Below are 26820 nucleotides of genomic sequence, written 5' to 3' on the forward strand. Positions count from 1 at the left end.
GTCACAAGGACACGCATGCCTGCTGCCGTGCGCTTCGGCGTCAACTACACCCCCAGCGAAGGGTGGTTCCACCACTGGCTCGACTTCGATCTCGACTCCGTCCGGGCCGACCTCGACTCGATCGCCGCGCTGGGCCTCGACCACATCCGGGTCTTCCCGCTGTGGCCGTACTTCCAGCCCAACCGCACCCTGATCCGCCCCGCCGCCGTGGACCAGTTGGTGGGGTTGACGGACGCCGCCGCCGAACGCGGTCTCGACGTCAACGTCGACGGTCTGCAAGGGCACTTGAGCAGCTTCGACTTCCTGCCGGCGTGGACCAGGACCTGGCACCGGCGCAACCTGTTCACCGACCCGGACGTCGTCGAGGGCCAGGCGGCCTATCTGCGGACGCTCGCCGCCGCGCTGGCCGACCGGCCCAACTTCCTCGGCATGACCCTCGGCAACGAGGTCAACCAGTTCTCGGCGGGCCCCCACCCCGACCCCGACCGGGCCACGTCCGACCAGATCGACGCCTGGCTCACGCGTCTGCTGGCCGCGTGCGAGGAGGGCGCCCCCGGACGGCTGCATCTGCACGCCGAGTACGACGCCACCTGGTACCAGGACGACCAGCCCTTCACCCCGGCCCAGGCCGCCCGGCTCGGCGGGGTCACGGCCGTGCACTCCTGGGTGTTCAACGGCACCGCCCAGCGGCACGGCCGCGCCTCCGTGCCGACCGAGCACCACGCCGCCTACCTCATCGAGCTGAGCAAGGCATGGGCCGCCGAGCCGCGCAGGTCCGTCTGGCTCCAGGAGGTCGGCGCCCCCGCGCCCCTCGTCCCGCCCGAGCACGCCGCCGCCTTCACCGAGGCCACCGTCACCCACGCCCTGGACTGCCCCGACCTGTGGGGCATCACCTGGTGGTGCTCCCACGACGTGTCCCGCAAGCTGGCCGACTTCCCCTCGCTCGAATACGGACTGGGCCTGCTCACCAACGACCGCCGGCCCAAGGACATCGCCCACGTGCTGGCGAGGACGGCCCGCGAACACACCTACGCCCCCGCCGCCCGCACCACCGCCCTCGTCGTCCCCGCCCACCCGTCGCGGCGCTCACAGTGCGCCCCGGGAGGCCCCGTCCACGACGCCTTCTTCCGGCTGGTCGCCGACGGGGCCCGCCCCACCACCGTCCTCGACACACATGCCGCCGACGCCGCCCACCTCGCCGCGCGCGGCATCACCGAAGTCGTCACGTCCGACCAGGTACTCCCCACCCCACAAGGAGGCACCCGCTCGTGAACCCCACCAGACGCACGGTCCTGCTCGCAGGAGCCGGCGCCGCTGCCGCCCTGTTCCCTTCGGGGCCCGCCACAGCGGTACCGAGAACAGCCGCCCTCCAGCCGTACGCCTCCTACTGGTACCCCGACTCCCTGCCCTCCGGCACCCCCGGCACCGGCATCACCTGGCGCAGCCTGAAGTCCTGGCGCGCCGCCGACGACCCCGACCTCGCCTTCAACGCCGCCTCCGTGCCGCTCGCCGCCCGCTTCACCCCCACCCCGGCGAACCCCACGGCCCGCGTCGGGCAGGCCCGCGTCCAGTCCCTGGTGTCCTTCGGGCCGACATCGAGCAACCCCTCGCAGGGCTCGGCGACGGCCGACTACTACGCGTTCGGGCACTGGGCGTACGTCGACGAACTCGTCTTCTGGGGCGGCTCCTCCGGGGAGGGACTGATCCTCGCGCCGAACGCGCCGATCGTGGACGCCGCCCACCGGCACGGCGTGCCCGTCCTCGGCACCGTCTTCCTGCCGCCGGTCGCCTACGGCGGGCAGCTGCGGTGGACGCGGGACCTGGTGCAGAAGGACGCGGCCGGACGGTACCCGCTCGCCGACCGACTCGTGGCCGTCGCCGCCGCGTACGGCTTCGACGGCTGGTTCCTGAACGCCGAGACCGGCGGAGGCGACAGCGCGCTCGGGGCCGCCGTGCTCGGCTTCGTGCGGGAGCTGAAGTCCCTTGCGGCGGCCCGAGGGCAGCGGGTGACCTGGTACGACTCGATGACCGTCAGCGGGTCGGTGAGCTGGCAGGGCGCTCTCAACAGCAGCAACCAGGCCTTCTTCGAGGCCGCCGACGACATGTTCGTCGACTTCCGGTGGACGGCGAGCGGTCTTGCCTCCTCAGGTACCCGTGCTGATCAACTGGGGCGCAGCCGCTATGAGTTGTGGGCGGGTGTGGACGTGGAGGCGAGCGGCTCGGACAGGTCCGTGAACTGGGACGCGATCGTGCCGAGCGGACGCGCCCACATCGCCTCGATCGGGCTGTACCGCCCGGAGTGGACCCGCAACCACCTGCCCGCGACCCGTACCCCTGAGGACTTCCACGCCGCCGACGACCGCTTCTGGACCGGCCGTTCGCTCGACCCGTCCCGCCCGGACGCCACGGACACCTGGCGAGCGCCGGCCGTGTCCGTCGCCGACCGGTCGACGGTGACGTCGGTTCCCTTCGCGAGCGTGTTCAACACCGGGCACGGGCTGCGCTGGTACGAGGAAGGCGTGGTCACCTCGGACACGCCCTGGAACCACCTAGGCCTCCAGGACCGGCTGCCGTCGCGGCAGTGGGCGGTACGGACGGAGGGCGGTGGCGCGCGGCCGGCTGTCGGCTTCGACTTCGCGGACGCGTGGCGAGGTGGGAGCAGTGTGCTGGTGGAGGGTGAACTGGACGCGCCGACGGTGCTGGATGTGTATGCGGCACGGCTGCCGATCGGTGTGGACACGGTTGTCGAGCTGACGCACCGGACCGAGGCGGGGGCGGTGAACGTCGAGCTCGCGGTGGCGACGGGGGAGCCGGGTACGCCGGGTGCGCTGGGCATATCGGGTATGCCGGGGTCGACACCGCCGTACAGCTATCTGCCTGTGAACTCGGTCAACGACTGGCAGACGGCGACTGTACGGCTCACAGGCCTGACCGGGACCATCCACGCACTCGGCGTGCGGCTCACGTCGGCCGACGGGTCCGCCGGGCCGGTGAAGTGGCGGCTGGGCGGCATCGCCGTCCGGGACGCGGTCGAGACGCCCGCCGCTCCGACCGGCCTTCGCGTGACCGCGGCGTCCGGCGGCGACCTCCGCCTGGCCTGGAACCCCGTCCCCGGCGCCACCCGCCACCACACCCTCCACCGCGTCCTCCCCGACGGCACCCGGCGCTTCCTCGGCGGCACCTGCCAGTCCGCCTACCTCGTCAGCGGTCTGCGACCCGAACAGGGCGAGCGGGCGGCGCGGTTCGAACTGCGTGCCGTGGGGGAGCTGTACACATCGTCGGCGCCCGTGACTCTGACCCACCCCTGGTCATCGGTAACCATCCCCCCAGCTTTGGAGCACCCGCATGCATGACGACCGCCGTCTGGTCGAGGCCCGTCTCCGGCGCGTCCTCGACGAGCGCATCCGCCCCGCCGTGTACCCCGAGTCCGTGCCGCTGGACGTGGCCGTCTGGCACGCCCCCGGCGAGCCGGTGCCGGTCGCCGAAGGGCTGGCGGCCGAGCCCGAGCCGATCGAGGTCGGCGCCCGCTGGGGCGCCCCGTGGGGAACCAGCTGGTTCCGGGTCACCGGGACGGTCCCCGAGGCATGGGCCGGGAAGACCGTCGAGGCGCTCCTCGACCTCGGCTTCGACGAGAACATGCCCGGCTTCCAGTGCGAGGGCCTCGTCTACCGCCCCGAAGGCACCCCGGTGAAGGGCCTCAACCCGCGCAACCAGTGGGTCAGGATCGGCGCGCCGGTCGAGGGCGGCGAGGAGGTGCGGCTGCACATCGAGGCCGCCTCCAACCCGGTCATCCTCGACTACCACCCCTTCCAGCCCACGCGGTTGGGCGACAAGGAGACCGCGGGCAGCGAGCCCCAGTACACGCTCACCCGCATGGACCTCGCCGTCTTCGACGAGACCGTCTGGCAGCTCGTCCTCGACCTGGAGGTGCTCGGCGAGCTGATGCACGAGCTGCCGACGGACTCGGCGCGCCGCTGGGACATCGTGCGGGCGGTGGACCGCGCCCTGGACGCCGTCGACCTCCAGGACGTGAACGGCAGCGCCGCCCGGGCGCGGGTACGGCTGGAGACCGTCCTGTCGGAGCCCGCCGCGCCCTCCGCGCACCGCATCAGCGCGGTCGGCCACGCGCACATCGACTCGGCGTGGCTGTGGCCGCTGCGCGAGACGGTGCGCAAGGTCGCCCGTACGACGTCCAACATGACCGCTCTTGTGGAGGACGAGCCGGAGTTCGTCTTCGCCATGTCCCAGGCGCAGCAGTGGGCGTGGGTGAAGGAGCACCGGCCCGAGGTGTGGGCGCGGGTGAAGAAGGCGGTGGCGGACGGGAGGTTCGTGCCGGCGGGCGGGATGTGGGTGGAGTCGGACACCAACATGCCGGGCTCGGAGGCGATGGCCCGCCAGTTCGTGCACGGCAAGCGGTTCTTCCTGGACGAGTTCGGCGTCGAGAACGACGAGGCGTGGCTGCCGGACACCTTCGGGTTCGCGGCGGGCCTGCCGCAGATCATCAAGGCGGCGGGCTCCAAGTGGCTGCTGACCCAGAAGATCTCCTGGTCACAGACGAACAAGTTCCCGCACCACACCTTCCGTTGGGAGGGCATCGACGGCACCCGGATCTTCACGCACTTCCCGCCCGTCGACACCTACAACTGCTCCATGAAGGGCAGCGAGATCGCCCACGCGGCCCGCAACTTCAAGGACAAGGGAGTCGCCCGGCACTCCCTCGCCCCGACCGGCTGGGGCGACGGAGGAGGCGGCACGACCCGCGAGATGGTCGCCAAGGCCGCCCGGCTGCGCGACCTCGAAGGCTCGGCGACCGTGGTGTGGGAGACGCCGGCGGAGTTCTTCGAGAAGGCCGAGGCCGAGTACCCCGAACCACCCGTGTGGGTCGGCGAGTTGTACCTCGAACTCCACCGCGCCACCCTCACCAGCCAGGCGAGGACCAAGCAGGGCAACCGCCGCAGCGAGCACCTCCTGCGCGAGGCCGAACTGTGGGCGGCGACGGCGGCCGTACGATCCGGATTCCCGTACCCCTACGAGGACTTGGACCGCATCTGGAAGACGGTCCTGCTCCACCAGTTCCACGACATCCTGCCCGGCTCGTCCATCGCATGGGTGCACCGCGAGGCACGGAGGACGTACGAGCGGGTGGCCGAGGAGCTGACCGGCATCATCGAGGCCGCACAGCGCGCCCTGGCGGGGGAGGGGGACCGGGAGCTGGTCTTCAACTCCACCCCGCACACCCGCGCCGCCGTCCCGGCGGGCGGCGCCGCCACACCGACCGTCGAAGGCCACACCCGGCTCACCCCTCGCCCCGCCGGAGGGCACCTCCTCGACAACGGCCTCCTGCGCGTCGAGATCGACGACGACGGACTCGTGGTCTCGGCCTACGACATCGCGGCCGACCGTGAGACCGTCGCGCCCGGCACGGCCGCCAACCTCCTCCAACTCCACCCCGACTTCCCGAACATGTGGGACGCCTGGGACGTCGACGAGTTCTACCGCAACACGGTCACCGATCTGACGGCGGCGGACGAGGTCGTCGCCGAGGGCGACAACGCCGTGCGGATCGTCCGCACCTTCGGCTCCTCCCGCGTCACCCAACTGCTGTCCCTCGCACCGGGGGAGCGGCGTCTGCTGCTGGACACGGAGGTCGACTGGCACGAGACGGAGAAGTTCCTGAAGCTGGCGTTCCCGCTCGACGTGCACGCCGAACGGTACGCGTCGGAGACCCAGTTCGGGCACTTCCACCGTCCCACCCACACCAACACCAGCTGGGAGGCGGCCAAGTTCGAGGCCTGCAACCACCGCTTCGTCCACCTGGAGGAGCCGGGCTGGGGCGTCGCCGTCGCCAACGACTCGACGTACGGCCACGACGTGACCCGCACGGTGCGCACGGACGGCGACGGCGGCACGACCACCACCGTCCGGGTCTCCCTGCTCCGCGCCCCGCGCTTCCCCGACCCCGAGACCGACCAGGGTGTCCACCGGTTCCGGCACGCGCTGATCCCCGGCGCGGGCATCGGCGACGCGGTCCGCGAGGGCTGGCGGATCAACCTCCCGGAACGGCGGACCACCGGGGCCGGCGAGGTGTCCCCGCTGGTCACGGTCGACCAGGACGCGGTCGTGATCACGGCCGTGAAGCTGGCCGACGACGGCAGCGGCGACGTGGTCGTGCGGCTGCACGAGGCGCACGGCGGCCGGGCCAGGGCCACCCTGACGGCCAACTTCGAGGTGGCGGACGTGACGGCGACGGACCTCCTGGAGCGACCGCTGCCGGAAACCCCGGAACGGGACGGCAATCGCGTGCCCCTGCGCCTGCGCCCCTTCCAGCTCGTCACCCTGCGCCTGAGGAGGGCAGAATCCGGGGCGTGACGAGCACATCGACGACGATCACCGCGCGGGAACTCAACCGGGCCACACTCGCCCGTCAGCTGCTGCTGCGCCGGGAGCCACGGGGAGTCGCCGCCGCGGTCCGGCGGCTCCTCGCCCTCCAGGCGCAGCAGCCGGCGTCCCCGTATCTCGCGCTGTGGAACCGGCTCGACGGCTTCGACCCGGCCGAGCTGGACGCGGCCTTCGCCGACCGCACGCTCGTCAAGGCGACCCTGCTGCGGATCACTCTGCACGCGGTCCACCGCGACGACTACGGCACGGTCCGGGAGGCGATGCAGCCGACGCTGTACGCCTCCCGGCTCGGCTACCGCTTCGTCGCCGCGGGGCTCACCCCGGCGGACGCCGCCGAACTGGAGCCGGGGTTCCTGGAGTTCGCGTCCCGGCCCCGCTCGAACGGCGACCTGGCGGGCTGGCTGGCGGAACGGGTGGGCGCGGAGAAGAAGGACGGGGCGTGGTGGGGACTGCGGTCGTACGCCCCGCTGGTCCACGTACCGACCGGCGGACCCTGGTCCTTCGAGTACTCCCCCTCGTACATCGCCGCTCCCGAGGGCCGCTTCACCGGCGAGCCCGATGCCGCGCTGCGCACCCTCGTCCTCCGTTACCTGGAAGGCTTCGGACCCGCGTCGGTGGCGGACATCGCCCAGTTCGCCATGGTCCAACGGGCGCGCGTCCGGACGGCGTTGAAGGAACTCGGGGAGACGCTGGAGACGATCGTCGGCCCCGAGGGCAGAACGCTGTACGACGTCCAGGGCGCCCCGCGCCCACCCGCCGACACCCCCGCCCCACCCCGCCTCCTCCCCATGTGGGACAGCGTCCTGCTGGCGTACGACGACCGCAGCCGGGTGATCCCGCCCGACTACCGCAAGCTGGTGACCCGGGTCAACGGCGATGTCCTGCCGACGTTGCTGGTCGACGGGTACGTGGCCGGTGTGTGGCGCCCCGTGGAGGGCGGCATCGAGGCGACCGCCTTCCACGACCTCCCGGACACGGCATGGGACGGGCTGGCCGAGGAGGCACGCGCACTGCTCGCGCTCCTGGCCGACCGGGACCCGCGGGTCTACAGCCGGTACGCCCACTGGTGGAGCAAGCTCCCCGCAGGACAGACCCGGGTGCTCCCCGGCTGACCGCCCACGCCCCGCGTTGTCCTCGGCCGCCATGCGGCCCGCGCCGAACGCCCGCTACAGGTTCCCGGACGGCGCCTTCTGGGCAGAAGATCTCGCCGACGAATCGAACAAGAAGGGACACGCGGCATGACCGACTTCGAGGGCCTCAAGGCCCTGGTGACCGGCGGCGCCTCCGGCATCGGCCGGGCCACCGCCGAACTGCTGGCCGCGCGCGGCGCCCAGGTCGCCGTCCTCGACCTCGACCCGTCGTCCGTGACCAAGCCCCTGCTCGGACACCAGGCCGACGTCACCGACGACGCCGCCGTCCGCCGGGCCGTCGCCGCCGCCGTCGCCGAGCTGGGCGGGCTCGACATCCTGGTCAACAACGCGGGGATCGGCGCCCAGGGCACCGTCGAGGACAACGACGACGCCGAATGGCACCGCGTGATGGACGTCAACGTCGTCGGCATGGTCCGCGTGGCCCGCGCGGCCCTCCCGCATCTGCGGCGGTCGTCGCACGCGGCGATCGTCAACACCTGCTCCATCGCCGCCACCGCGGGCCTTCCCCAACGCGCCCTCTACAGCGCGACCAAGGGCGCGGTCCACTCGCTGACCCTCGCCATGGCCGCCGACCACGTCCGCGAGGGCATCCGCGTCAACTGCGTCAACCCCGGTACGGCGGACACCCCGTGGATCGGCCGCCTCCTCGACAAGGCCCCCGACCCCGCCGCCGAACGCGCCGCCCTGGAGGCCCGCCAGCCCACCGGTCGTCTCGTCTCGGCCGACGAAGTCGCGGGCGCCATCGCCTACTTGGCGAGCCCGCTCTCCGGCGCCACCACCGGCACCTCCCTCGCCGTCGACGGCGGTATGCAGGGCCTGCGACTGCGCCCGGCGGGCCGGTGAAGACCCCCCGAGGGCTCGGCTTCGGGGCCGCCGCCATGGCCAACCTCTACACCGAGGCCCCCGAACAGCAGGCGCACGAGGCGGTGCCCGCCGCCTGGAGCCCTCGGGCGACGGCGGCGACGACCTGCCCCACGGCTTCGCCGTCCCCGCCACCCGTGTCTACGACCTCTGAGCCACCCCCGCCAGGCGCGTCGGCGGCAGATACTCCCGCACGTACGTCCGCTCCCAGCAGGCGCCCGTCTCCCGCAGTTCACGCCAACTCGTGTACCGGTAGCGGAAGAGACGGGCACGGACGTAACGCGGCGGGGCGTCGGGCGGGAACGGGGAGCGGCGGAGCAGTTTCAGGGTGTCGTGGTCGTTCTCCAGCAGTCGCTCCACGAACGTGCCGAACCACGGCCCCGCGTACGCGGGCGACAGCGCCGCGAACCACATCAGCCAGTCGAGCCGCAGATGGTACGGGGCGAACTGGCGCGGCCAGTGCCGGGGATCGCCGGGCTTGCCCTTGAACTCGTACTCCCGCCAGTCCGAGTCCTCGCGCGGCACGTCGTCGGCCGTGCCCTCGACGACGACCTCGTAGCGGATCCGGCTGACGCTGCCGAACGCGCCGTAGGTGTTGACCAGATGGAGCGGATCGAAGGAGCGGTTCATGATCTGGCGGCGGGAGAGCATGTTCGTCACCGGGTGGTAGCTGAGGCAGACCAGCAGCGCGGCGACGGCCAGGACGACGATCTCGTACCAGAGCGGGGCGCCGGGCGTCGACGGGGCGTCGTAGGGGAACTCCACCGCCGACAGGGCCAGCACGACGGTGATCCAGTTCAGCCAGGAGAAGTTGCCCGACAGGACCAGCCACAGCTGGGTGACGATCATCAGCGCGGCGGCCGCTGTCGCGAGCGGCTGGGGAGTGAACAGCAGGACCGGGACGACGAGTTGGGTGAAGTGGTTCGCGGCCACCTCGGCCCGGTGCAGGGGCCGGGGGAGATGGTGGAAGAACCAGCTCAGCGGGCCCGGCATCGGCTGGGTCTCGTGATGATGGTCCAGACAGGTCAGCTTCCGCCAGCAGGCGTCCCCGCGCATCTTGATCAGACCCGCCCCGAACTCCACCCGGAACAGGATCCAGCGCAGCAGGAACAGCACCACGACCGGCGGGGCCACGTCGTCGTTGCCCAGGAAGACGGCCAGGAAGCCGACTTCGAGCAGCAGGGACTCCCAGCCGAACGCGTACCAGGTCTGGCCGACGTTGACGATCGACAGATACAGCAGCCACGGCACCAGCCACAGCGCCATCCCCGCCGCCAACGGCACTCGGGAGTCGAGACCCGCGAGCAGCGCCGCCGACACCGCGCAGCCCGCCCAGGCGCAGACCGCGAAGAAGCGGTCGGAGTAGTGGAGATGGAACAGGCTCGGAGCCGCCTTGAAGGGCATCCGTTCGACGTAGCGGGGGACAGGGAGCATGCCGCGCGAGCCGAGCAGGGCCCTGAACTGTAGGGCCGCCGTCAGGAAGGCCACGAGGTACACACCGGCCAGCGCCCGCTGGAAGACCAGTCGGCTGAGCCAGTAGTCGGGTGCGGTGAACCAGTTCACGGCCAGGTGCTCCTTCCTCCCATTGTCGCGCGGGAACCCCGTGTCACTCTCCGTCTACCACTCCTCCGCTTGCGTAACCCAAGTGAGTGAAGCAGACAATAGTGACGAATGACCCGGCATGAGGTGGGAGAGCACGGTGCGTACCGGAACCTTCGTCACTGTCTGCGCGCTCTCGGCGGCGCTGATCGTCGTCGGCTGCGCAGGTGGCAACGACACCGAGAACGGCACGAGGTCGAGCGGGGAGATCTTCCTCCAGCCGATCGCGGCCCAGGGGCCCGACCCCTTCACCGCGTCCACGGCGACCGCGACGGCCACGGCCGCGCCCATCACCCGAACGCAGCAACCGCGTCAGTCCGGCGACCGCTCCATCTCGGGCGGCACACCCGGCCTCTACGGCGGCACCGCGCGGACCGGCAGCTGTGACGTGAACCGGCAGATCGACCAGCTGACCGCCGACCCGGCCAAGGGGCGTGCCTTCGCCCAGGTCGCCGGTGTCGCACAGGCCTCGATCCCCACCTACCTGCGCTCCCTCACCTCGGTCGTGCTGCGCGCCGACACCCGCGTCACCAACCACGGGTACCGAGGCGGACGGGCCACCGACTTCCCGTCCGTCCTCCAGGCCGGCACCGCCGTCCTGGTCGACAACCGTGGCGTCCCGCGCGTCCGCTGCGCCTGCGGCAACCCGCTGACGTCCGCGGCGCCGCAGCGCGGCAACCCCGGGACCAAGGGGCGGGCGTGGTCCGGTTTCGGGCACGACCAGGTGATCGTCGTGACCCCGGCGCCCCAGGTCATCACCCACATCACGATCATCGACCTCGTCGACAACACCTGGATCGAGCGGCGCTGCGGACACGACGCACGCCACGACCACGTCGTACCCCGGCCGGAGCCGCTGATCCCGACGACCGCCCCGACAGCCACGCCGACACCCACGCCCAGTCCGTCGAGGACCGGGTCCGGCACGAGCGTGAGGCCCGGCGAGAGCGAGGACTCCGCCTCCCCGTCGGACGAACAGCGGCTGACGACCGACTGCGCCACCCCGACCGTCACCGTCACCCCCGGCGTCCCCCTCCCCGCGACGCCCGGCACACAGGACCCGGCCTGCCCGGCCGCCACCGCCACCGCGCCGTCTCCCACGACCGCGCCGCAGACCCCGACCGCCCCCGACACGCCCTCCACCGCGCAGCCCACGGACACTGGGCAGGACATCGGCCCCGAGACCGTCCCGGACACCCCCGACCTGCCCGACGGCGGCGGGCTCGTCCCCGACAGCCCCGACGAGCCGGTCTCCACCGACAGCATCTTCGACAGCCCCACGGACGTCTTCGGGAGCTGACGCCCATGGCGCCCGCCCCAGTCGAAGAATCGGACAAATCCTGGCAAGGTGGCCCCATGGTTGATCGGGGAGCGAGCGCCCTGTCACTCCCGGACGACTGGCCCGCCCACCCGGACCCGATTCTGGCGCTCAACCGCATGGGCAGCTTCGACTGGGACCTGGACACCGGTCTGTTCCACATGGACGCCCAGGCCCACGAGGTCTTCGACCTGCGCCCCGGCGAGTACGACGGCCGCCCGGAGACCCTCGCGATCCGGGTCCCGCCCCCCGAGGCCTACCGGCTCGACGCCCTGGTCTCCCAGGCGATGAAGGACGGCAGCGAGAACTACGGCACCTACTTCCGCATCCGCTGCCGCAACGGCGCCCTGCGCTGGACCCACACCCAGGGCTACATCCGCCGCGACGAGACGGGGCGCCCGCGCCGGATCGTCGGCATCGTCCGGGACGCCACCCAGGAACTCGACGACCTCGACGTCCGGCGCGAACAGGCCAGCCTGGACGCCGCGCGGCAGGAGCAGACCAACGTCGTCCAGCTGACCACCGCCGCCCTCGCCTACGCCCGCTCGGTCGGCGACGTCATCGACGTCCTCAAGGACACCCACGGCCTGACCCACCTCGGCGCCACCAGCCTGGTCATGGGCCTGGTCGAGGCCGGCCGCATCAGGCTGATCGCCGAGGGCCCCGCGGGGAGCTTCGTGCCCGGCACGGACGTCACCGGCATCGACGAGCAGTACCCGATGAGCGAGGTCGTACGGACCCTGACCCCGCGATTCATCGAGTCACCGGAGGAGTTCGCCGAGCGCTACCCGCTCCTGTGGCCGCACCTCACCGACCTGAACATCACCGCGGCGGCCTACCTTCCGCTGATCGCCCAGGCCCGACCGATCGGCGCGATGGGCCTGCTCTACAGCGACCGCAGCGGCTTCTCGCCGGAGGACCGCAACGTCCTCGTCGCCCTCGGCAGCAGCATCGCGCAGAGCCTCCAGCGGGCCATGTTCTACGAACAGGAGAAAGACCTCGCCACCGGACTCCAGCAGGCCATGCTGCCGCGCACCATCCCCAGCGTGCGTGGCGCCGACGTCGCCGTCCGCTACCGCGCCGGCTCCGCCGCGGGCTCCCTCGGCCGGGACATCGGCGGCGACTGGTACGACCTCATCCCCCTGCCCGGCGGCCGGGTCGGCGCGGTCATCGGCGACGTCCAGGGCCACGACACCCACGCCGCCGCCGTCATGGGCCAGCTGCGGATCGTGCTGCGCGCCTACGCCGCCGAGGGCCACACCCCGGCCACCGTCATGGCCCGCGCCTCCGTCTTCCTCCACGAACTCGACACCGACCGCTTCGCGACCTGTCTGTACGCCGAGGCCGATCTGGCCACCGGGGTCGTCCAGGTCGTCCGGGCCGGGCACATCGACCCGCTGGTGCGGCAGGCGGACGGGAGCTGCCGCCGGGTCCCCGTCGAGGGCGGGCTGCCGCTCGGCCTGTCCGCCGAGTTCGGCAGCCTCGAATACCCCGTCGCGACCCTCGAACTCGACCCCGGCAACACCCTGCTGCTCTGCACCGACGGTCTGGTCGAACAGCCCGGCGTCGACCTCGACGACGGTATGCAGACCCTCACCGCGCTCATCGGCTCCGGCCCCGCCGATGTGCGCGACCTCGCCGACAAGCTCATCGACGTGGCCGAGGAACGCGGCGGGGACGACGACGTCGCCCTGCTCCTGCTGCGCCGCCGGGGCCTGGACGCCCCGCAGTCCGGCGGGCGGCTCCAGCAGCACGTGGCCCCGGGCGACCCGGAGGCGCTGGCCGAGGCCCGGCACATGATCCGCGCCGCCGTCCGGGCCTGGGGCTCCGGCGACCGGGCCGACGAGATCGAACTGGTGGCCGACGAGATGATCACCAACGCCCTGATGCACACCGAGGGCTCCGCCATCGTCACCCTCAGGGTCCTGGCCGGCCCTGAACGCAGGCTGCGCGTCGAGGTCGAGGACTCCTCCAGCGCCCTGCCGCGCCGCCGGGAGGCGGGGGAGTCGGGGGTCTCCGGCCGCGGCCTGCTCCTCGTCGACCTGCTCACGGACGTGTGGGGCGTGGAGGCGCGGGGCGGCGGCAAGTGCGTGTGGTGCGAGTTCGTCGTCCCGGGACGCACGTGACGGTCGATGGCACCCTGGACGTATGCCGGAACTCCCCGAGGTGGAAGCGCTCAAGGACTTCCTCACCGAGCACCTGGTCGGCCATGAGATCGTCCGGGTGCTGCCCGTCGCGATCAGTGTCCTGAAGACGTACGACCCTCCGCTCACCGCCCTCCAAGGCCGCGAGGTGACCGCCGTGCACCGGCACGGCAAGTTCCTCGACCTGGTCACGGACGGCGGCCCGCACTTCGTGACCCATCTGGCCCGCGCGGGCTGGCTGCACTGGAAGGACGAACTGCCCAGCGGCATGCCCCGCCCGGGCAAGGGCCCCCTCGCCCTGCGGGTGGCCCTGGAGACCGGCGCCGGCTTCGACCTGACGGAGGCCGGTACGCAGAAACGCCTCGCCGTGTACGTCGTCCAGGACCCCCAGGAGGTCCCGGGGGTGGCCCGCCTCGGCCCCGACCCGCTCGCGGACGACTTCGACGAGGCGCGCTTCGCGGGACTGCTGGCGACCGAACGCCGCCAACTCAAGGGCGCCCTGCGCGACCAGGGCCTCATCGCCGGGGTCGGCAACGCCTACAGCGACGAGATCCTGCACGCGGCGAAGATGTCCCCTTTCAAACTCGCCGCGTCCCTCACCCCCGAGGAGACGACACGCCTCTACGCGGCCCTGCGCGCCACCCTCACCGAGGCCGTCGAACGCTCCCGCGGGGTGGCGGCCGGGCGGCTCAAAGCGGAGAAGAAGAGCGGCCTGCGCGTCCACGGCCGCACCGGCGAGCCCTGCCCGGTGTGCGGCGACACCATCCGCGAGGTCTCCTTCAGCGACTCCTCGCTCCAGTACTGCCCCACCTGCCAGACAGGCGGCAAGCCGCTGGCGGACCGCAGGATGTCACGGCTGCTCAAGTAGGGATGCGGCGCTGGGCGATCGGCGCTCCCGTGAAGGCGTCCAGGAGGACCCGGTCGCCGAGTTCCCGCTCGAGCTTCACCGTGGCCTTCTGGAAAAGCAACTGGGCTGTGCAGTCACCGTCGCTCCCTCCGACGATCGACGCCGACAGCACCACGCTGCCGGCCGTCTCCCGTACCTGTACGGCGGCTCCGTCGTCGCAGGCGCCGTGCCCCGCGAGAACCGTGACGGACCGGCCGTCACGGCCGACCTCGACGAGTTGCTGGAGCTCCATCAGGTCGTCCGTGGCGTCCTTGAGCGGCTCGATCGGTGACCCGGGCAGCACCGAGGGTTCCAGGGCGACCCGCTTGAGCGGGGTGTCGTATCCGTCCAGGGTGAACAGCCAGGCCGGCACGGTGGCCGGCCCCCGGCTGGTGACGAGGATCGTCGTGCCGAGCTTCACCGCCGTCACGGTCAGATGGGGTCCGTCGTTGCCGCCGCGGGCGACAGTCTCGTACGCCTTCCGCGCGTCCATCAGGGGCAGGCTGAGCGAACTCCCGCCCTCCCACTCGACCTTGCCCTTCGCCGGTGAGTCGGCGGGCAGTTCGGCGTCCAGGACGTAGTTCTCCGCGGCGTACGCCGTCTTGTCGTCGTCGTTCCGGAAGGCGTGTTCGGGGAGCTGGACGACGTCCGCCAGCGGGTAGTAGCCCTTCCGCCACACCTCGGCGGCCCGTGAACCGTCCCACGCGGCGGCCACCTCACGGGCGCGGTCCTTCGACTCGGCGGACCGGGCGCCGCTGCCGGCCTTCTCGCTGCCGCACCCGGCCGCGAACAGGGCAAGGGGCAGGAGGACAGCGAGAGTTCGTGCGAAGAGTGCGCGCATGTGTTCCCCCAGGACCGAGCGGTGTCGACGGCAGGCCGTATCGGTACGGGGACGCGGGAGGCGGGCTCCGCGTTCGTTCGGACTCAGTGGGACTTGAGAGTCACCAGGTGCTCGCCGTCCGAGGAGCGCACCTCGTAGCGGGCGATCTGGTCGGGGTGGAGGGACGACGAGCCCTGCATGGTGAGTTCGCGGGCGTCGTGGCGGGGGACGGTCCAGGTGGTGACCGTCTCCTCGGAGCCGTCCGTGCCGATGATGACCAGGCGACAGGTGCGCGGACCCGCGCCGTCCTTCACCTTCAGCTCCAGCTGGCTGCCCGAGGTGTAGTCCTCGGCGGTGACCTGCGCCCAGACGCCGGATCGCGCGTCGGTCGCGTCGATCCGCAGGGCGCCCTCGCCGCCGCTCGCGAGGGCCACGAGCCCGGGCCCCGCCACCGCGAAGGCGACGGTGGCCGCGACCGCGCAGAGAAAGCGTCGACGTCCGGCCCGGTGTCGCGCCCCTACCTCGGAGAGCAGCCGGTCCAGCAGCCGGGGACCCGGCTTGGTCATCGGGTGCACGAACTGCGGCGTGGAACGCCGGTACAGCAGCAACTGCCGGGTGATCGGGCCGAATTCGGTGACATGCGCGGCGCACCTCGGGCATTCCATGAGGTGGTCCTCAAAACGGAACGCGTCCGCCTCGTCCAGCACGCCGAGCGCGTACGCGGCGACGTCGCGATGCCTCTCCTGGGACCTCATGCGGAATCCTCGTGCCGTTGGGTGCGGGTGGGGTTACTCCTTGCTCCCACCGGTACGCACCGGACCGCCGAATCACTCAAGCCCCACACAGAATCGCAACCAAGGGATTCGGAGCGGTCGGGCACGAGGATTGGTCCCGTTCGAAAAAAGTCCGGGACCGGGCCTGCGCGGGCCGGGGAGGCTAGAAGAGGTGGATGGCGAGGTGCCCCAGCGGCAGCCCGAGCTGCCAGGCCGGTGTCCACACCTTCGGCCCCTCGTCCTCGCCGATCACCGGTCCGCCGCCCGGCACCGCGTTGAGGTCGGGGGCGAGGAGCTCGGTCTCCTGGAGCCAGCGCCAGGCCGCCTCCGCGAGGTCCAGGTCGGGCGCGGGCCCGCCGGTGTCGACGGCCTCGGCGGTGAGCCGCGCCATGCGGTCACGGACCCAGTCCTGCCAGGGCTGGTCGTACGCCGTCAGCGACAGCCAGGTCTCCAGCTGGGAGACGACCCGGATGCCGGACAGCTCCCCGTCGGTGTCGGACAGGAAGATGGTCAGCGCCAGGGCGTCGCGCCCGGCGCGGAACTCGAAGGACGTCGGCGGCATGAGATCGCCGGTCCGCAGCAGCTCGTCGGCGATGTACTCGGCGTACAACCAGGCCATGGGAACGGTGAGTTCACCGCCACCGGCGCCGTCCGTGCTCTCTTGACCTCTGTGCAGCATCCCTTCCTGCCTTCCTCCGGTGCGTGCGCGTCGCCCGTCGCCGGGCTCCCAGTCGGGAACACGGATGAAGACAGCCGATTACTCAACCATGGTCCTCAGCAAGGCGCTTTGCGAAGGCTTTGCTTCACCATGAGTTTCATCGCAGGTCGGCCGCGTAACCCGGAAGGACCCGGCGCAGGGCGCGCAGCGCGTAGTACGCGCGGGACTTCACGGTACCGGGAGGAATGCCGAGGGTTTGCGCGGCTTCCGCCACACTCGCCCCCTGGAAGTACACGAGCACCAGGACTTCACGGTGCTCCGGAGTGAGTGTCTTCACAGCCTCGCGCACATCGAGGGTCGCGGCGGCCCGCTCGGCGTGATCGGCGCACACTCGCGCGTTCTCCAGGATCGCGTCCCCGACCTCCGCGGGCCGCGCCTGCCGGGCCCGCCGCGCGTCGATCGCCAGCCGCCGTCCCACGGTCAGCAGCCAGGGCCGTACGGAGTCGAAGTCGTCGGCGCGCAGCGCCTCGGGGTGCTGCCAGGCCCGTACGAGGGTCTCCTGGACGAGATCCTCGGCCCGCTGCCGGTCCCCGTCGCACAGCCGGAGAAGCAGCGCGAAGAGAGGCCGGCCGTGCTCCCGCTGTAGCGCGGCGAGCTCGTGCTCGGCGGTCGTCCCGTTCGTGAGCGTGGTTCCGGCCGTCATGGCCGTATGGCATCGCAGGGCGTGGGTGAGGGACAGGGCGTGCGCGCGGATCTGCGGCGGGCGGTCGATCGCGTCGGCGAACGGTACGACGAACGGTTCGTTCCGCCTCGCTCAACAGTTCGTCCCGCCTTGCTCAAGGGTTCGTTCCGCTCGCTCGACGGTTCCCTCCGCCGTGGCCATCGGGCGAATGCCGCGCCCATCGGGCGAATGAAGGTGCCCGATCCGTTTGCGGCCGTGTTCATCTTCGTACCTATTTGTGCGTAAATATGATCACAGTGGGGTGAGCTGATGATTGCACGCAGTCGCCAAGTGGCCCTGGCCATGACCGCACTCCTGGCCGCGGGCGCCGCCTGTCAGGCCCAGGACCACGAGAAACCCGACCGACCCGCCCGCAGCGGTCGCCCGGCCCCGTCCGCCGACACCGCCCGCGGGTTCACGCTCGTCGCCTCCGGCGACGTCCTCCCGCACAGCTCCATCATCGACCGCGCCCAGTTCGACGCGGGCGGCGTCGGCCACGACTTCCGCCCGATGCTCTCCGGGATCCGACCGGTCGTCTCCCGCGCCGATCTGGCGCTGTGTCATATGGAGACCGTCTACGGGGCGAACGGCGACTACACCGGCTATCCCGCCTTCAAGTCCCCGCCCGAAGTCGCCGAGGGGCTCGCCGCCACCGGCTATGACGGCTGCTCCACCGCCTCCAACCACAGCCTCGACGACGGCGCCGACGGGATCCGCCGCACCCTCGACGCCCTCGACCGCGAGGGCGTACGGCACGCCGGAACCGCCCGCACCGAGGGCGAGGCGCGCACCGTCACGATCCTGCGCGCGGGCGCCGCGAAGGTCGCCCACCTCTCCTACACCTACGACACCAACGGCTACCCGCTGCCCGCCGGTCAGCCGTGGGCCGTCAATCTCATCGACGAGAACAGGATCATCGGCGATGCCCGGGCCGCCCGGAAGGCGGGCGCCGACGTCGTCGTGGTCTCCATGCACTGGGGCACGGAATGGCAGGACGCCCCCGACGACCGCCAGCTCACCCTGGCCGGCTCGCTCACCGCCGCCCGCACCGGCGACCGCCCCGACATCGACCTGATCCTCGGCACCCACGCCCACATCCCGCAGGCGTACGAGAAGGTCAACGGCACCTGGGTGATCTACGGCATGGGCGACCAGATCGCCGGCGAGATGTTCAACTACGAGGGCGCCCAGGACCCGCGCGGCAACCAGTCCACGATCGGCCGCTTCACCTTCGCCCCGCCCGCGAGACCGGGGGGCCGCTGGGAGGTGCGGAAGGCCGAGTTCGTTCCGCAGCTGTTCGACATCGACGCCGGGCGGGTGGTGAACCTCAACCAGGCGATCGCGGAGGGCGCCGAACTGGCCGGCGTGCGCGACCGCATCCGGGACGTGGTGCTGAGCCGGGGTGCGGCGAAGGACGGTCTGGTCATGGGGAAATAGGTCAGTCGACGTCCACCTCGTCGAACGTCCGCAGCATCTCCTTGAGGACGCGCCGGCACGCCCGCAGCTCGGCATCGGTCAGCTCCCCGCCGACCTGCCGGTTCAGGGCGTGTTCGCGCGCGAGGATCGCGTCGATCACCGCCTCGCCCCCGGCCGTGATCCGGATCAGCGAGGACCGCTGATGCGCGGGGTTCGGCATGGCCTCGACCCAGTCCCCGGCCGCCGCGTCGTTGACCATGCGCTGCACGAACTGCCGGGTCAGCGCCATGATCCGGGCCATCTGAGGCACGGTCATGGGCCCGTAGCGACGCAGCAGGACGAGGACGGAGCGCACGCCGACGGAGACCCCCTCCTCCTTCTCGGCCTGTTCGAGCTTGCGCAGGCCACGCCGGTAGAGCGCGCCGATCAGGTCGAAGACCTCGGAGACGCGGTCGCCGAGTTCGTCGGGGGGCAGCGGGGCGTCGTTGTCGTTCACGGGGCCATCATGCACCCGTCCATCATGACAACCGGGTTGTCAAAGTCGCCAGAAGATGACACCTTGGTTGTCATGACAGTCACCTCGGAACTGAGCTACTTCCCGTCCACCGACGGCGACCTCGCCTACCGCGACAGCGGCAGCGGCGAGCTCGTGGTCCTCCTCCACTCCGGCTACGTCGACCACCGGCTCTTCGAGGACCAGACACCGTCCCTGGTCGCCGCCGGCTACCGGGTGGTCGCCCCGGACGTCCGCGGTCACGGCTGGTCCGCCAACGCGAGCGAGTCCTTCCGCTGGGCCGACGACCTCGCCCTCCTCCTCAGGCACCTCGACGCGGGCCCGGCGGTCCTCGCCGGGGTGTCGATGGGCGGTGCCATCGCCGGCGACACCGCGATCGAGTACCCGGAACTGGTCCGCGGGATCGTGCTGAGCGGGGCCTCGGTCAGCGACTTCCGCTACACCTACGAGAAGACCCGCGAGATCGTCGCCGAGTCGGCCCACACCCTGCACTCCGGCGACATCGAAGCCTGGCTCAAGGTGTTCCTGCGCGCCATGGCGGGCCCGTTCCGTACCGCGGACGACATCGAACCGGCCATCCTGGACCGGCTGCGCGAGATGGCACTGCACACCATCGCCAAGCACACACCGGGCGAACGCGACTGGCACGTCCCCATGACCGACACCTGGCCGCGCGTACCGAAGATCGACGTCCCGGTCCTCATGGTCAACGGCGCCCTGGACTCACCGGACCTGATCGCCGACGCCGAGCTCTACGCCCACACCGCCCGAGACGGCCGCTCGGTCCTCGTGGAAGGCGCCGCGCACTTCCCCAACCTGGAGAAGCCCGAGGAGTTCAACGCCCTCCTGCTGGACTTCCTGCGCGACCTGTAGGGCCACACGCGCCGCCGCCTCGTCGCTCAACAGTCCAGTCCGGAAAGGGGATTGACGCCCCGCGCCCAGGGCTCGACCATGAGTGCCTCGTGGCGCCGCTGTCAGCAGGGGGGTCGGTGTCACGCTGACGCACGGGGTGGGGCATGACCACGCAACGAAGCCTGCTCGTTCGCCGGTTCACGGCTCTGCAGTTCGTCTCCATCGCCCTCGCCGCGGCGGGGATGGTGCTGGGCTGGTTCGGATTCCGCACCTATCTCGAGGGGCACCCGGAGTTCGGGCACGGCTTCTTCGATCTGCTCTATTACTCCTGCCAGTTGTTCGTCCTCGACGCCGACCCCCTGAACGGGGCCGGGTCCCTGCCCTGGGCCCTGGAAGTGGCCCGCTTCCTCGCGCCGCTCGCCACCCTCTCGGCCCTCGTCGAGGCGGTCCGGCTGCTGGGCGCCGACGAACTCCGCCGACTGCGGCTGGCCCGGCTGGAGGGCCACAGCGTGGTCTGTGGTGCCGGGAACACGGCGCAGATGCTCACGGCCCGGCTGCGCGAGGCGGGCCGGACCGTGGTGGCCGTGTCCGCCGTCGGGGCCGACGACGACGGAGTCCTGTCCGTGGTCGGCGATCCCAGCAGCCTTGAGGCGCTCCGGGCGGCGGGCGTGGCCAGGGCGAGCGCCGTCTACGCCTGCGCGGACGACAGCGGGGACAACGTCCTGATCGCCGCGACGGTCCGCGAACTGGTCCAGGACCCCGCCCGCTCCCTCCACGTCCACGCCGCGATCGGCGACCAAAACCTGTGCAGCGCCCTCCAGGCCCGCCACCTCATGGGCGCGTCACGGGGACGGGTACGCCTCGACTTCTTCAACGTGGACATGCTCGCGGCACGGCGACTCGCCGCGACGGAACGGATCGAGGAGCATGACGCGGCCACCCCGCCGCCGCACTGTCTGATCGTCGGCGTCTCCCCGTTCGCCCGTGCCCTGCTCGTCGAACTTGCCCGCCGCTGGCGGCTGCGCCCCGGCACGGGCCTGCTGCCGATCACCTGGGCCGGCGCCTCGGCCACGGCAGCACTCAGCCGCCTGAGCGACCAGTACGAGTTCCTCCCGGAGGTCTGCCGGATCGAGCCGAAGGACATCGAGGAGACCGGCTCGGCGGTCAACGCCCTGCTGTCCGCGACGGGTTCGCAGGGCCTGCGCGTCTACATCGCCGGCCCCTCCGACGACACGTCCCTGTCCATAGCGCTGTCGGCCTTCGAGGCATGGCGCGTTCCGCCCGGCGGCCTCGTCCTCCAGTTACGGGAGCACGGTCCCTTCGGGGTGTCCCTCGGCCACGACGACTCCGCCCTGCTGGACGACCTGGACGGGCGGCTGAGCACCTTCGGCGTCCTGGACGCCGCCTGCCGTCCCGATCTCCTCGGGGACGACCTGGTGGAACACCTCGCACGGGTCCTGCACGAGCACTACGAATGGGCGGCCCGCACCCGGCGAGGGGAATCGGAGGAGACCAACGCGTCCGTGGTTCCGTGGGACCGGCTGCCCGCCCGGAAACAGGAGGACAACCGGCAGGCGGTCCTGGCCATCGGCGAGAAACTGCGAGCCCTGGACTGCGCGATCGCTCCCCGCCTGGACCCCGCGCCCCCCTTCGTACTGGAGGAAACCGAGGTCGAACGGCTCGCCCGCATGGAGCACAGGCGCTGGCTGCGGGCACGTCGCGCGGAAGGCGTCGTATACGGTCCGGACCGCGACGACGACGCGAGGACTCACCCCGACATGAAGGACTGGGACGAGCTCACGGAGCCCGCACGCGAGAAGGACCGCGAGGCCGTACGCGCCCTGCCGGTCGTCCTCGCCACCGCCGGTTTCCAGATCATCCGGCTGGCTCCCGGAGGCCCATGAGGGCGGCGGCCCACCTCAGGGCACCACCGTCACCGGCCACCGCCCCGCCTTCACCAGCCGCACCGCCACCGAGCCCACGATCCGATGCCCGGCCTGCTCCGAGGCCCCCACCACCACCGCGTCCGCCTTGAGTTCGTCCGCCGCCTTCACCAGGCCGCCGTACGGATCGCCGCGGAAGGTGTGGAACTCCCAGCGCACATCGAATATCCCCTTCGTGCGCTCGGTGGCCTCCCTGATCTGGGCGACCAGGTCCTCGGCGATCTCGTCGGTCGTCTCGGCGACCGGGGCGCCCATGGCGGCTCCCGCCGCCATCACCGGCTGCACATAGACGACGGCGAGGAGGGCGCGCTGGCGGCGGGCCAGGCCACCGGCATATGCGGCCGCTCTGAGGGAGGAATCGGAGCCGTCCACTCCCACGACGATGACCTTCGGGCCGTCCGTGCCCCGCTCGAACTGGTGCGAGTGCTGTTCCGTCACGGCACGGAGGCTATCGGAAAGCGCAGGTCCCACCCGCACGCGGGACCTCCCGACGGGCGAGGTCGGCGGGCAGTTCCTACAGTCGGAACATGAGTGCCACCGTCGAGGCCGCCCCGGCGAAGGACAGCAAGAGCCCGATACGACGGCCCGGCAGCGGCCTCCTCAGCAGGGTGCCCGAAGGCTTCGCCGCCTTCTTCGGCGCCCTGGGACTGCTCTGTCTGCTGCTGGCCTTCATCCCGCCGCTGCGCGGACCGCTGCGTCCCGTCGTGCGCTTCCTCGACGTCCTCATCGTCCCGGTCAGCGCCAACCTCGCCTACGCCGTCTTCCTCTTCCTCCTCGCCGGCGCGACCGCAGCCCGCAAACGGGTCGCCTGGTGGCTGGTGGTCGTCTACCTCGGCCTGCTGGTGCTCGTCGACGCGCTGGGCGTGGTGGTCGGCCTGTACGCCGACTCCATCCCGTCCCTGGTGGTGTGCTGCCTCGCCCTGGCCCTGCTCGTCGTCGCCCGCGGCGAGTTCTACGCCGACTCCCGACGCGGCGCCGTGCGCCGGGCCGTCGGGGTGCTGGCCCTGGGCCTGGTCCTCGGCATCCTCGTGGGCTGGGGCCTGGTCGAACTGTTCCCCGGCACCCTGCCGCGCGGCCAACGGCTGCTCTGGGCGGCCAACCGGGTCTGCGGCGGCCTGGTCTCCGGCCGCTCCTTCGACGGCTCCCCGCCACGCGCCCTGTTCTTCCTGCTCGGCCTCTTCGGCGCCCTCGCGCTGCTCAACGCCGCCGCCACCCTCTTCCGCTCCCAGCGCATGGAAGCCGCCCTGCACGGCGACGAGGAGGCACGCATCCGCGCCCTCCTCAAGGCCTACGGCGACCGCGACTCCCTCGGCTACTTCGCCACCCGCCGCGACAAGGCCGTCGTCTTCTCCACCAGCGGCAAGGCCGCCGTCACCTACCGCGTCGAGGCCGGCGTCTGTCTCGCCAGCGGCGACCCCGTCGGCGATCGCGAGGCCTGGCCGCACGCCATCGCCGCCTGGCTCGACGCGGCCCGCCGGCACGGCTGGGCGCCCGCCGCGATGGGCGCCTCCGAGGACGGCGCCAAGGCCTTCGCCCGCGCCGGACTCGGCGCCCTCCAACTCGGCGACGAAGCCATCCTCAACGTGGCCGGCTTCGACCTGAACGGCCGCGACATGCGCGTCACCCGGCAGGCCGTCCATCGCGTACGCCGCACCGGCGCCCACTGCCGCATCCGCCGCCACTTGGCCCTCACCGACACCGAGATGGAAGAGATCGTCGACAAGGCCGACGCCTGGCGCGACACCGAGACCGAACGCGGCTTCTCCATGGCCCTGGACCGCCTCGGCGACCCGGCCGACGGAAACTGCCTCCTCGTGGAAGCCCTCGGCGAGGACGGCAAGCTGCTCGCCCTGCTCTCCTTCGTGCCCTGGGGCGGCGACGGCGTCTCCCTTGACCTGATGCGCCGTGACCGCAGCGCCCCCAACGGCGTCATGGAGTTCATGGTCGCCGAACTCTGCGCGGCCGCACCGAAACTGGGCGTCCGCCGGATCTCCCTCAACTTCGCCGTCTTCCGCTCGGCCTTCGAGGAGGGCGCCCGTATCGGCGCCGGACCGGTCCTCAGACTCTGGCGCCGGCTCCTCCTCTTCTTCTCCAGGTGGTGGCAACTGGAGGCCCTGTACCGCTCCAACGCCAAGTACCAGCCCGAGTGGTACCCCCGCTTCATCTGCTACGGCGACACCGGCGCCCTCGCCCGCATCGGCCTCGCCTCCGGAATCGCCGAGGGCTTCGTCTCCGTACCGTCGCTGCGCAAACTCTGGGGAAAGGGGCACCCGAAGGCCGGGCCGCGGCCGGCCACCACGGAAGGTCTGCCGTCGCTGTCGGCGCTCGGCCTCGCCGGAGGGGACGAGACCGGGACCGCCGCGCCGGATGCGGGCCTGTCCGAACAGGCCCGCATCCGCCATCGCACCCTGGCCCGGCTCAGGACCGAGGGCATCGACCCCTATCCGGTGGGAATCCCCGCCCGCACACACGCCCTCGCGGAGGTCCGCGACGGTGAACGGGTCACCGTCGCGGGGCGGATCATGCGGGTGCGGGACTTCGGCGGCATCGTCTTCGTCACGCTGCGCGACTGGTCCGGCGACCACCAACTGGCGCTCACCCACGACGGCGTGGACCGCTTCCGGTCGCACACCGACATCGGCGACCACATCACCGCCACCGGCACGGCCGGGCTCAGTGACAAGGGCGAGCCGACCGTCTTCGTCACCTCCTGGCAACTCGTCGGCAAGTGTCTGCGCCCCCTGCCCGACAAACGCCGCGGCCTCACCGACCCCGAGGCCAAGGTCCGCATGCGCTACCTCGACCTCGTCGCCAGCCCCGAGGCCCGCGACGTCGTCCGCGCCCGCTCCACCGCCGTACAGGCCCTGCGCCAGGGCCTCCTGGAGCGCGGCTACCTGGAGGTCGAGACGCCGATGCTCCAGCAGATCCACGGCGGCGCCAACGCCCGCCCCTTCACCACCCACATCAACGCCTACGACCTCGACCTCTATCTGCGCATCGCCCCCGAGCTGTACCTCAAACGGCTCTGCGTCGGCGGCCTGGAGAAGGTCTTCGAGATGGGCCGCACCTTCCGCAACGAGGGCGTCTCCTACAAGCACAACCCCGAGTTCACGATGCTGGAGGCCTACCAGGCCTTCGCCGACTACGACGTGATGCTCGACCTCACCCGCGAGCTGATCCAGGGCGCCGCGATCGCCGCGTTCGGCACACCGATCGCCCGCAAGGACGGCACCGAGTACGACATCTCCGGGAACTGGCCGGTGAAGACGGTCCACGGCGCGATCTCCGAGGCGCTGGGGGAGGAGGTCACCGTCGACACCGAGCTCGCCCGGCTGCACCGGCTGTGCGACCGCGCCTCGGTGCCGTACACCCCCGACGACGGCCGCGGTGACGTCGTCCTCGAAATGTACGAACGCCTCGTCGAGGAGAAGACCCAGCTGCCCACCTTCTACAAGGACTTCCCGACCGACGTCTCCCCGCTCACCCGCCAGCACCGGGTCGACCCACGGCTCGCCGAACGCTGGGACCTCGTCGCCTTCGGCACCGAACTCGGCACCGCCTACTCCGAACTCACCGACCCCGTCGAACAGCGCCGCCGCCTCACCGCGCAGTCGCTGCTCGCCGCCGGGGGAGACCCGGAGGCCATGGAACTCGACGAGGACTTCCTCGACGCCCTGGAGTACGCCATGCCGCCCACCGGCGGGCTCGGCATCGGCGTCGACCGGCTGGTCATGTTCCTCACGGGGCGCACGATCCGGGAAACCCTCCCCTTCCCGCTCGTACGCCGCCACTGACGGCCCGTCATAGGCCGGGCGGGTGCTTTCCTGCCGCCGCACCGGTGCTGTCCTGGTGCGTCGGCCGTCGTTCGGGCGACTGATGAGTCATGACGAAGGATCAGTTGCTCACCCGGCTGCTCACGCGACGCCGGGCCCTGCTCGCCGGTGCCGCCGCCGTCGGGGCGGCCGGCACCGCCGGGCTGTTCGCGGCACTCGGCGGCGAGGACCCGGTCAAGCCCCCGCTCCCCGCCGCGGGCCCCCCGGCCCGCCGCCCCCTCAAACCCTCCGCCTACCGGCTCCAGCCCCTGACCGGATACGGCGCGCCCCGCGCCGCCCCCGGCCGGACCCCGGTGCGCCGCGAACCGCTGCTGCGCGTGCACGGGCGCGGTCGCACCATGGTGCTGACCTTCGACGACGGCCCGGACCCCCGCTACACCCCCGCCATCCTGGACACCCTCGCCGAGTACGACGTCCGCGCGATGTTCTTCGTGTGCGGCGAGATGGCCGTCGACAACAAGGACCTGCTGGAGCGCATGTCCGACGAGGGACACATCGTCGGCAACCACACCTGGTCCCACCCGCTGCTGACCCGCCTCAGCCGTGGCCGCATCCGCTCCGAGATGGAACGCACCAGCGACGTCATCGAAGAGGCCTACGGCGAACGCCCCCAGTGGTTCCGCGCGCCCTACGGCGCCTGGAACCGCGCCGCCTTCCAGCTCGGCTCCGAACTCGGCATGGAACCCCTCGCCTGGACCGTCGACACCCTCGACTGGACCACCCCGGGCGCGACCACCATCGAGCGGCGGGTCGAGAACGGCGCCGCCCCCGGCGTCGTGGTGCTCTCGCACGACGCCGGGGGCGACCGCTCCCAGAGTGTCCGGGCGCTGCGCGACTACCTGCCGCGGCTCCTCGACTCCGGATATCACGTCACCGTCCCGAGACGGCACTACACATAGGCCGGAATTCCGGCCCGCCCGGTCGGGGTTCGC

Annotated in this window: 21 protein-coding genes; 14 read left to right on the forward strand and 7 right to left on the reverse strand. The window is 71.7% G+C overall.

Translation table 11 applies throughout. The annotated features are described in order from the left end of the window. The first annotated feature begins 15 nt into the window (after positions 1–15). The 5 genes from OG866_RS39145 to OG866_RS39165 all read left to right on the forward strand — a co-directional run bounded on the left by OG866_RS39145 (position 16) and on the right by OG866_RS39165 (position 8393). Positions 16–1272 carry a glycoside hydrolase 5 family protein gene (locus tag OG866_RS39145; RefSeq protein WP_329342191.1) on the forward strand — a complete coding sequence of 419 codons (1257 nt, stop codon included), beginning with the start codon at positions 16–18 and terminating at the stop codon, positions 1270–1272. Next, positions 1269–3353, forward strand: coding sequence for an endo-beta-N-acetylglucosaminidase (locus OG866_RS39150; protein ID WP_329342193.1), 2085 nt, complete (start codon positions 1269–1271; stop codon positions 3351–3353). The genes OG866_RS39145 and OG866_RS39150 overlap by 4 nt, the downstream gene beginning before the upstream one ends. Further along, positions 3346–6369: an alpha-mannosidase gene (locus tag OG866_RS39155; RefSeq protein WP_329342195.1), complete on the forward strand. Its 3024-nt coding sequence runs from the start codon at positions 3346–3348 to the stop codon at positions 6367–6369. Before OG866_RS39150 ends, OG866_RS39155 begins: the two co-directional genes overlap by 8 nt. Beyond that, positions 6366–7511 carry a winged helix DNA-binding domain-containing protein gene (locus OG866_RS39160; RefSeq protein WP_329342197.1) on the forward strand — a complete coding sequence of 382 codons (1146 nt, stop codon included), beginning with the start codon at positions 6366–6368 and terminating at the stop codon, positions 7509–7511. The genes OG866_RS39155 and OG866_RS39160 overlap by 4 nt, the downstream gene beginning before the upstream one ends. Before the next feature lie 126 nt (positions 7512–7637). Then, positions 7638–8393, forward strand: coding sequence for an SDR family NAD(P)-dependent oxidoreductase (locus OG866_RS39165; protein WP_329342199.1), 756 nt, complete (start codon positions 7638–7640; stop codon positions 8391–8393). Positions 8394–8552: 159 nt separating this feature from the next. Here OG866_RS39165 and OG866_RS39170 read toward each other — a convergent pair whose 3' ends face one another. After that, on the reverse strand, positions 8553–9974 hold the full coding sequence (locus tag OG866_RS39170; RefSeq protein ID WP_329342200.1) for a lipase maturation factor family protein: 1422 nt from the start codon (positions 9972–9974) through the stop codon (positions 8553–8555). Positions 9975–10110: 136 nt separating this feature from the next. Between OG866_RS39170 and OG866_RS39175 the strand changes: the two genes are divergently transcribed. From OG866_RS39175 to OG866_RS39185, 3 genes are read left to right on the forward strand one after another with little or no spacing between them, the layout of a single operon-like run. Further along, positions 10111–11310 carry a DUF6777 domain-containing protein gene (locus OG866_RS39175; RefSeq protein ID WP_329342201.1) on the forward strand — a complete coding sequence of 400 codons (1200 nt, stop codon included), beginning with the start codon at positions 10111–10113 and terminating at the stop codon, positions 11308–11310. Between the two features lie 56 nt (positions 11311–11366). Continuing rightward, complete coding sequence (locus OG866_RS39180; protein WP_329342203.1) at positions 11367–13454, forward strand: SpoIIE family protein phosphatase; 2088 nt, start codon at positions 11367–11369, stop codon at positions 13452–13454. Between the two features lie 22 nt (positions 13455–13476). Next, on the forward strand, positions 13477–14340 hold the full coding sequence (locus tag OG866_RS39185; RefSeq protein ID WP_329342204.1) for an Fpg/Nei family DNA glycosylase: 864 nt from the start codon (positions 13477–13479) through the stop codon (positions 14338–14340). On the opposite strand, the gene OG866_RS39190 is transcribed toward OG866_RS39185, so the two are convergent. The 4 genes from OG866_RS39190 to OG866_RS39205 all read right to left on the reverse strand — a co-directional run bounded on the left by OG866_RS39190 (position 14333) and on the right by OG866_RS39205 (position 17312). Further along, positions 14333–15199: a hypothetical protein gene (locus OG866_RS39190; protein WP_329342205.1), complete on the reverse strand. Its 867-nt coding sequence runs from the start codon at positions 15197–15199 to the stop codon at positions 14333–14335. The two genes, OG866_RS39185 and OG866_RS39190, sit on opposite strands and share 8 nt — an antisense overlap. Before the next feature lie 83 nt (positions 15200–15282). Further along, on the reverse strand, positions 15283–15933 hold the full coding sequence (locus OG866_RS39195; protein ID WP_329342207.1) for a zf-HC2 domain-containing protein: 651 nt from the start codon (positions 15931–15933) through the stop codon (positions 15283–15285). 181 nt (positions 15934–16114) lie between these two features. After that, a complete protein-coding gene (locus tag OG866_RS39200; RefSeq protein ID WP_329342209.1) occupies positions 16115–16630 on the reverse strand; it encodes a hypothetical protein in 516 nt (171 codons plus the stop codon). Between the two features lie 136 nt (positions 16631–16766). Beyond that, on the reverse strand, positions 16767–17312 hold the full coding sequence (locus OG866_RS39205; RefSeq protein WP_329342211.1) for a sigma-70 family RNA polymerase sigma factor: 546 nt from the start codon (positions 17310–17312) through the stop codon (positions 16767–16769). 6 nt (positions 17313–17318) lie between these two features. Between OG866_RS39205 and OG866_RS39210 the strand changes: the two genes are divergently transcribed. Together OG866_RS39210 and OG866_RS39215 are read left to right on the forward strand one after the other, a co-directional pair. Beyond that, the gene (locus OG866_RS39210; RefSeq protein WP_329342212.1) at positions 17319–17576 is read left to right on the forward strand and encodes a hypothetical protein; all 258 of its coding nucleotides are present in this window, start codon (positions 17319–17321) and stop codon (positions 17574–17576) included. 24 nt (positions 17577–17600) lie between these two features. Further along, positions 17601–18767 (forward strand): CapA family protein, encoded by a 1167-nt coding sequence (locus tag OG866_RS39215; RefSeq protein WP_329342213.1) that lies wholly within the window; start codon positions 17601–17603, stop codon positions 18765–18767. A 1-nt stretch (position 18768) separates the two neighbouring features. Here OG866_RS39215 and OG866_RS39220 read toward each other — a convergent pair whose 3' ends face one another. Further along, positions 18769–19242, reverse strand: a complete 474-nt coding sequence (locus OG866_RS39220; protein ID WP_329342216.1) for a MarR family winged helix-turn-helix transcriptional regulator — start codon at positions 19240–19242, stop codon at positions 18769–18771. A gap of 72 nt (positions 19243–19314) precedes the next feature. Between OG866_RS39220 and OG866_RS39225 the strand changes: the two genes are divergently transcribed. Next, a complete protein-coding gene (locus OG866_RS39225; RefSeq protein WP_329342217.1) occupies positions 19315–20133 on the forward strand; it encodes an alpha/beta fold hydrolase in 819 nt (272 codons plus the stop codon). A gap of 143 nt (positions 20134–20276) precedes the next feature. Then, positions 20277–22016: a RyR domain-containing protein gene (locus OG866_RS39230; protein WP_329342218.1), complete on the forward strand. Its 1740-nt coding sequence runs from the start codon at positions 20277–20279 to the stop codon at positions 22014–22016. Between the two features lie 15 nt (positions 22017–22031). Here the strand turns inward: OG866_RS39230 and OG866_RS39235 are convergent, their stop codons facing one another. Then, positions 22032–22493, reverse strand: a complete 462-nt coding sequence (locus OG866_RS39235; RefSeq protein WP_329342220.1) for a universal stress protein — start codon at positions 22491–22493, stop codon at positions 22032–22034. Positions 22494–22582: 89 nt separating this feature from the next. On the opposite strand from OG866_RS39235, the gene lysX reads away from it, so the two are divergent. Further along, entirely contained in the window at positions 22583–25849 is a 3267-nt protein-coding gene (gene lysX, locus OG866_RS39240) for a bifunctional lysylphosphatidylglycerol synthetase/lysine--tRNA ligase LysX (RefSeq protein ID WP_329342222.1), read from the forward strand. Positions 25850–25938: 89 nt separating this feature from the next. Continuing rightward, entirely contained in the window at positions 25939–26787 is an 849-nt protein-coding gene (locus OG866_RS39245; protein WP_329342223.1) for a polysaccharide deacetylase family protein, read from the forward strand. Positions 26788–26820: the final 33 nt, after the last annotated feature.

Source organism: Streptomyces sp. NBC_00663, from assembly GCF_036226885.1.
Lineage (GTDB): Bacteria > Actinomycetota > Actinomycetes > Streptomycetales > Streptomycetaceae > Streptomyces.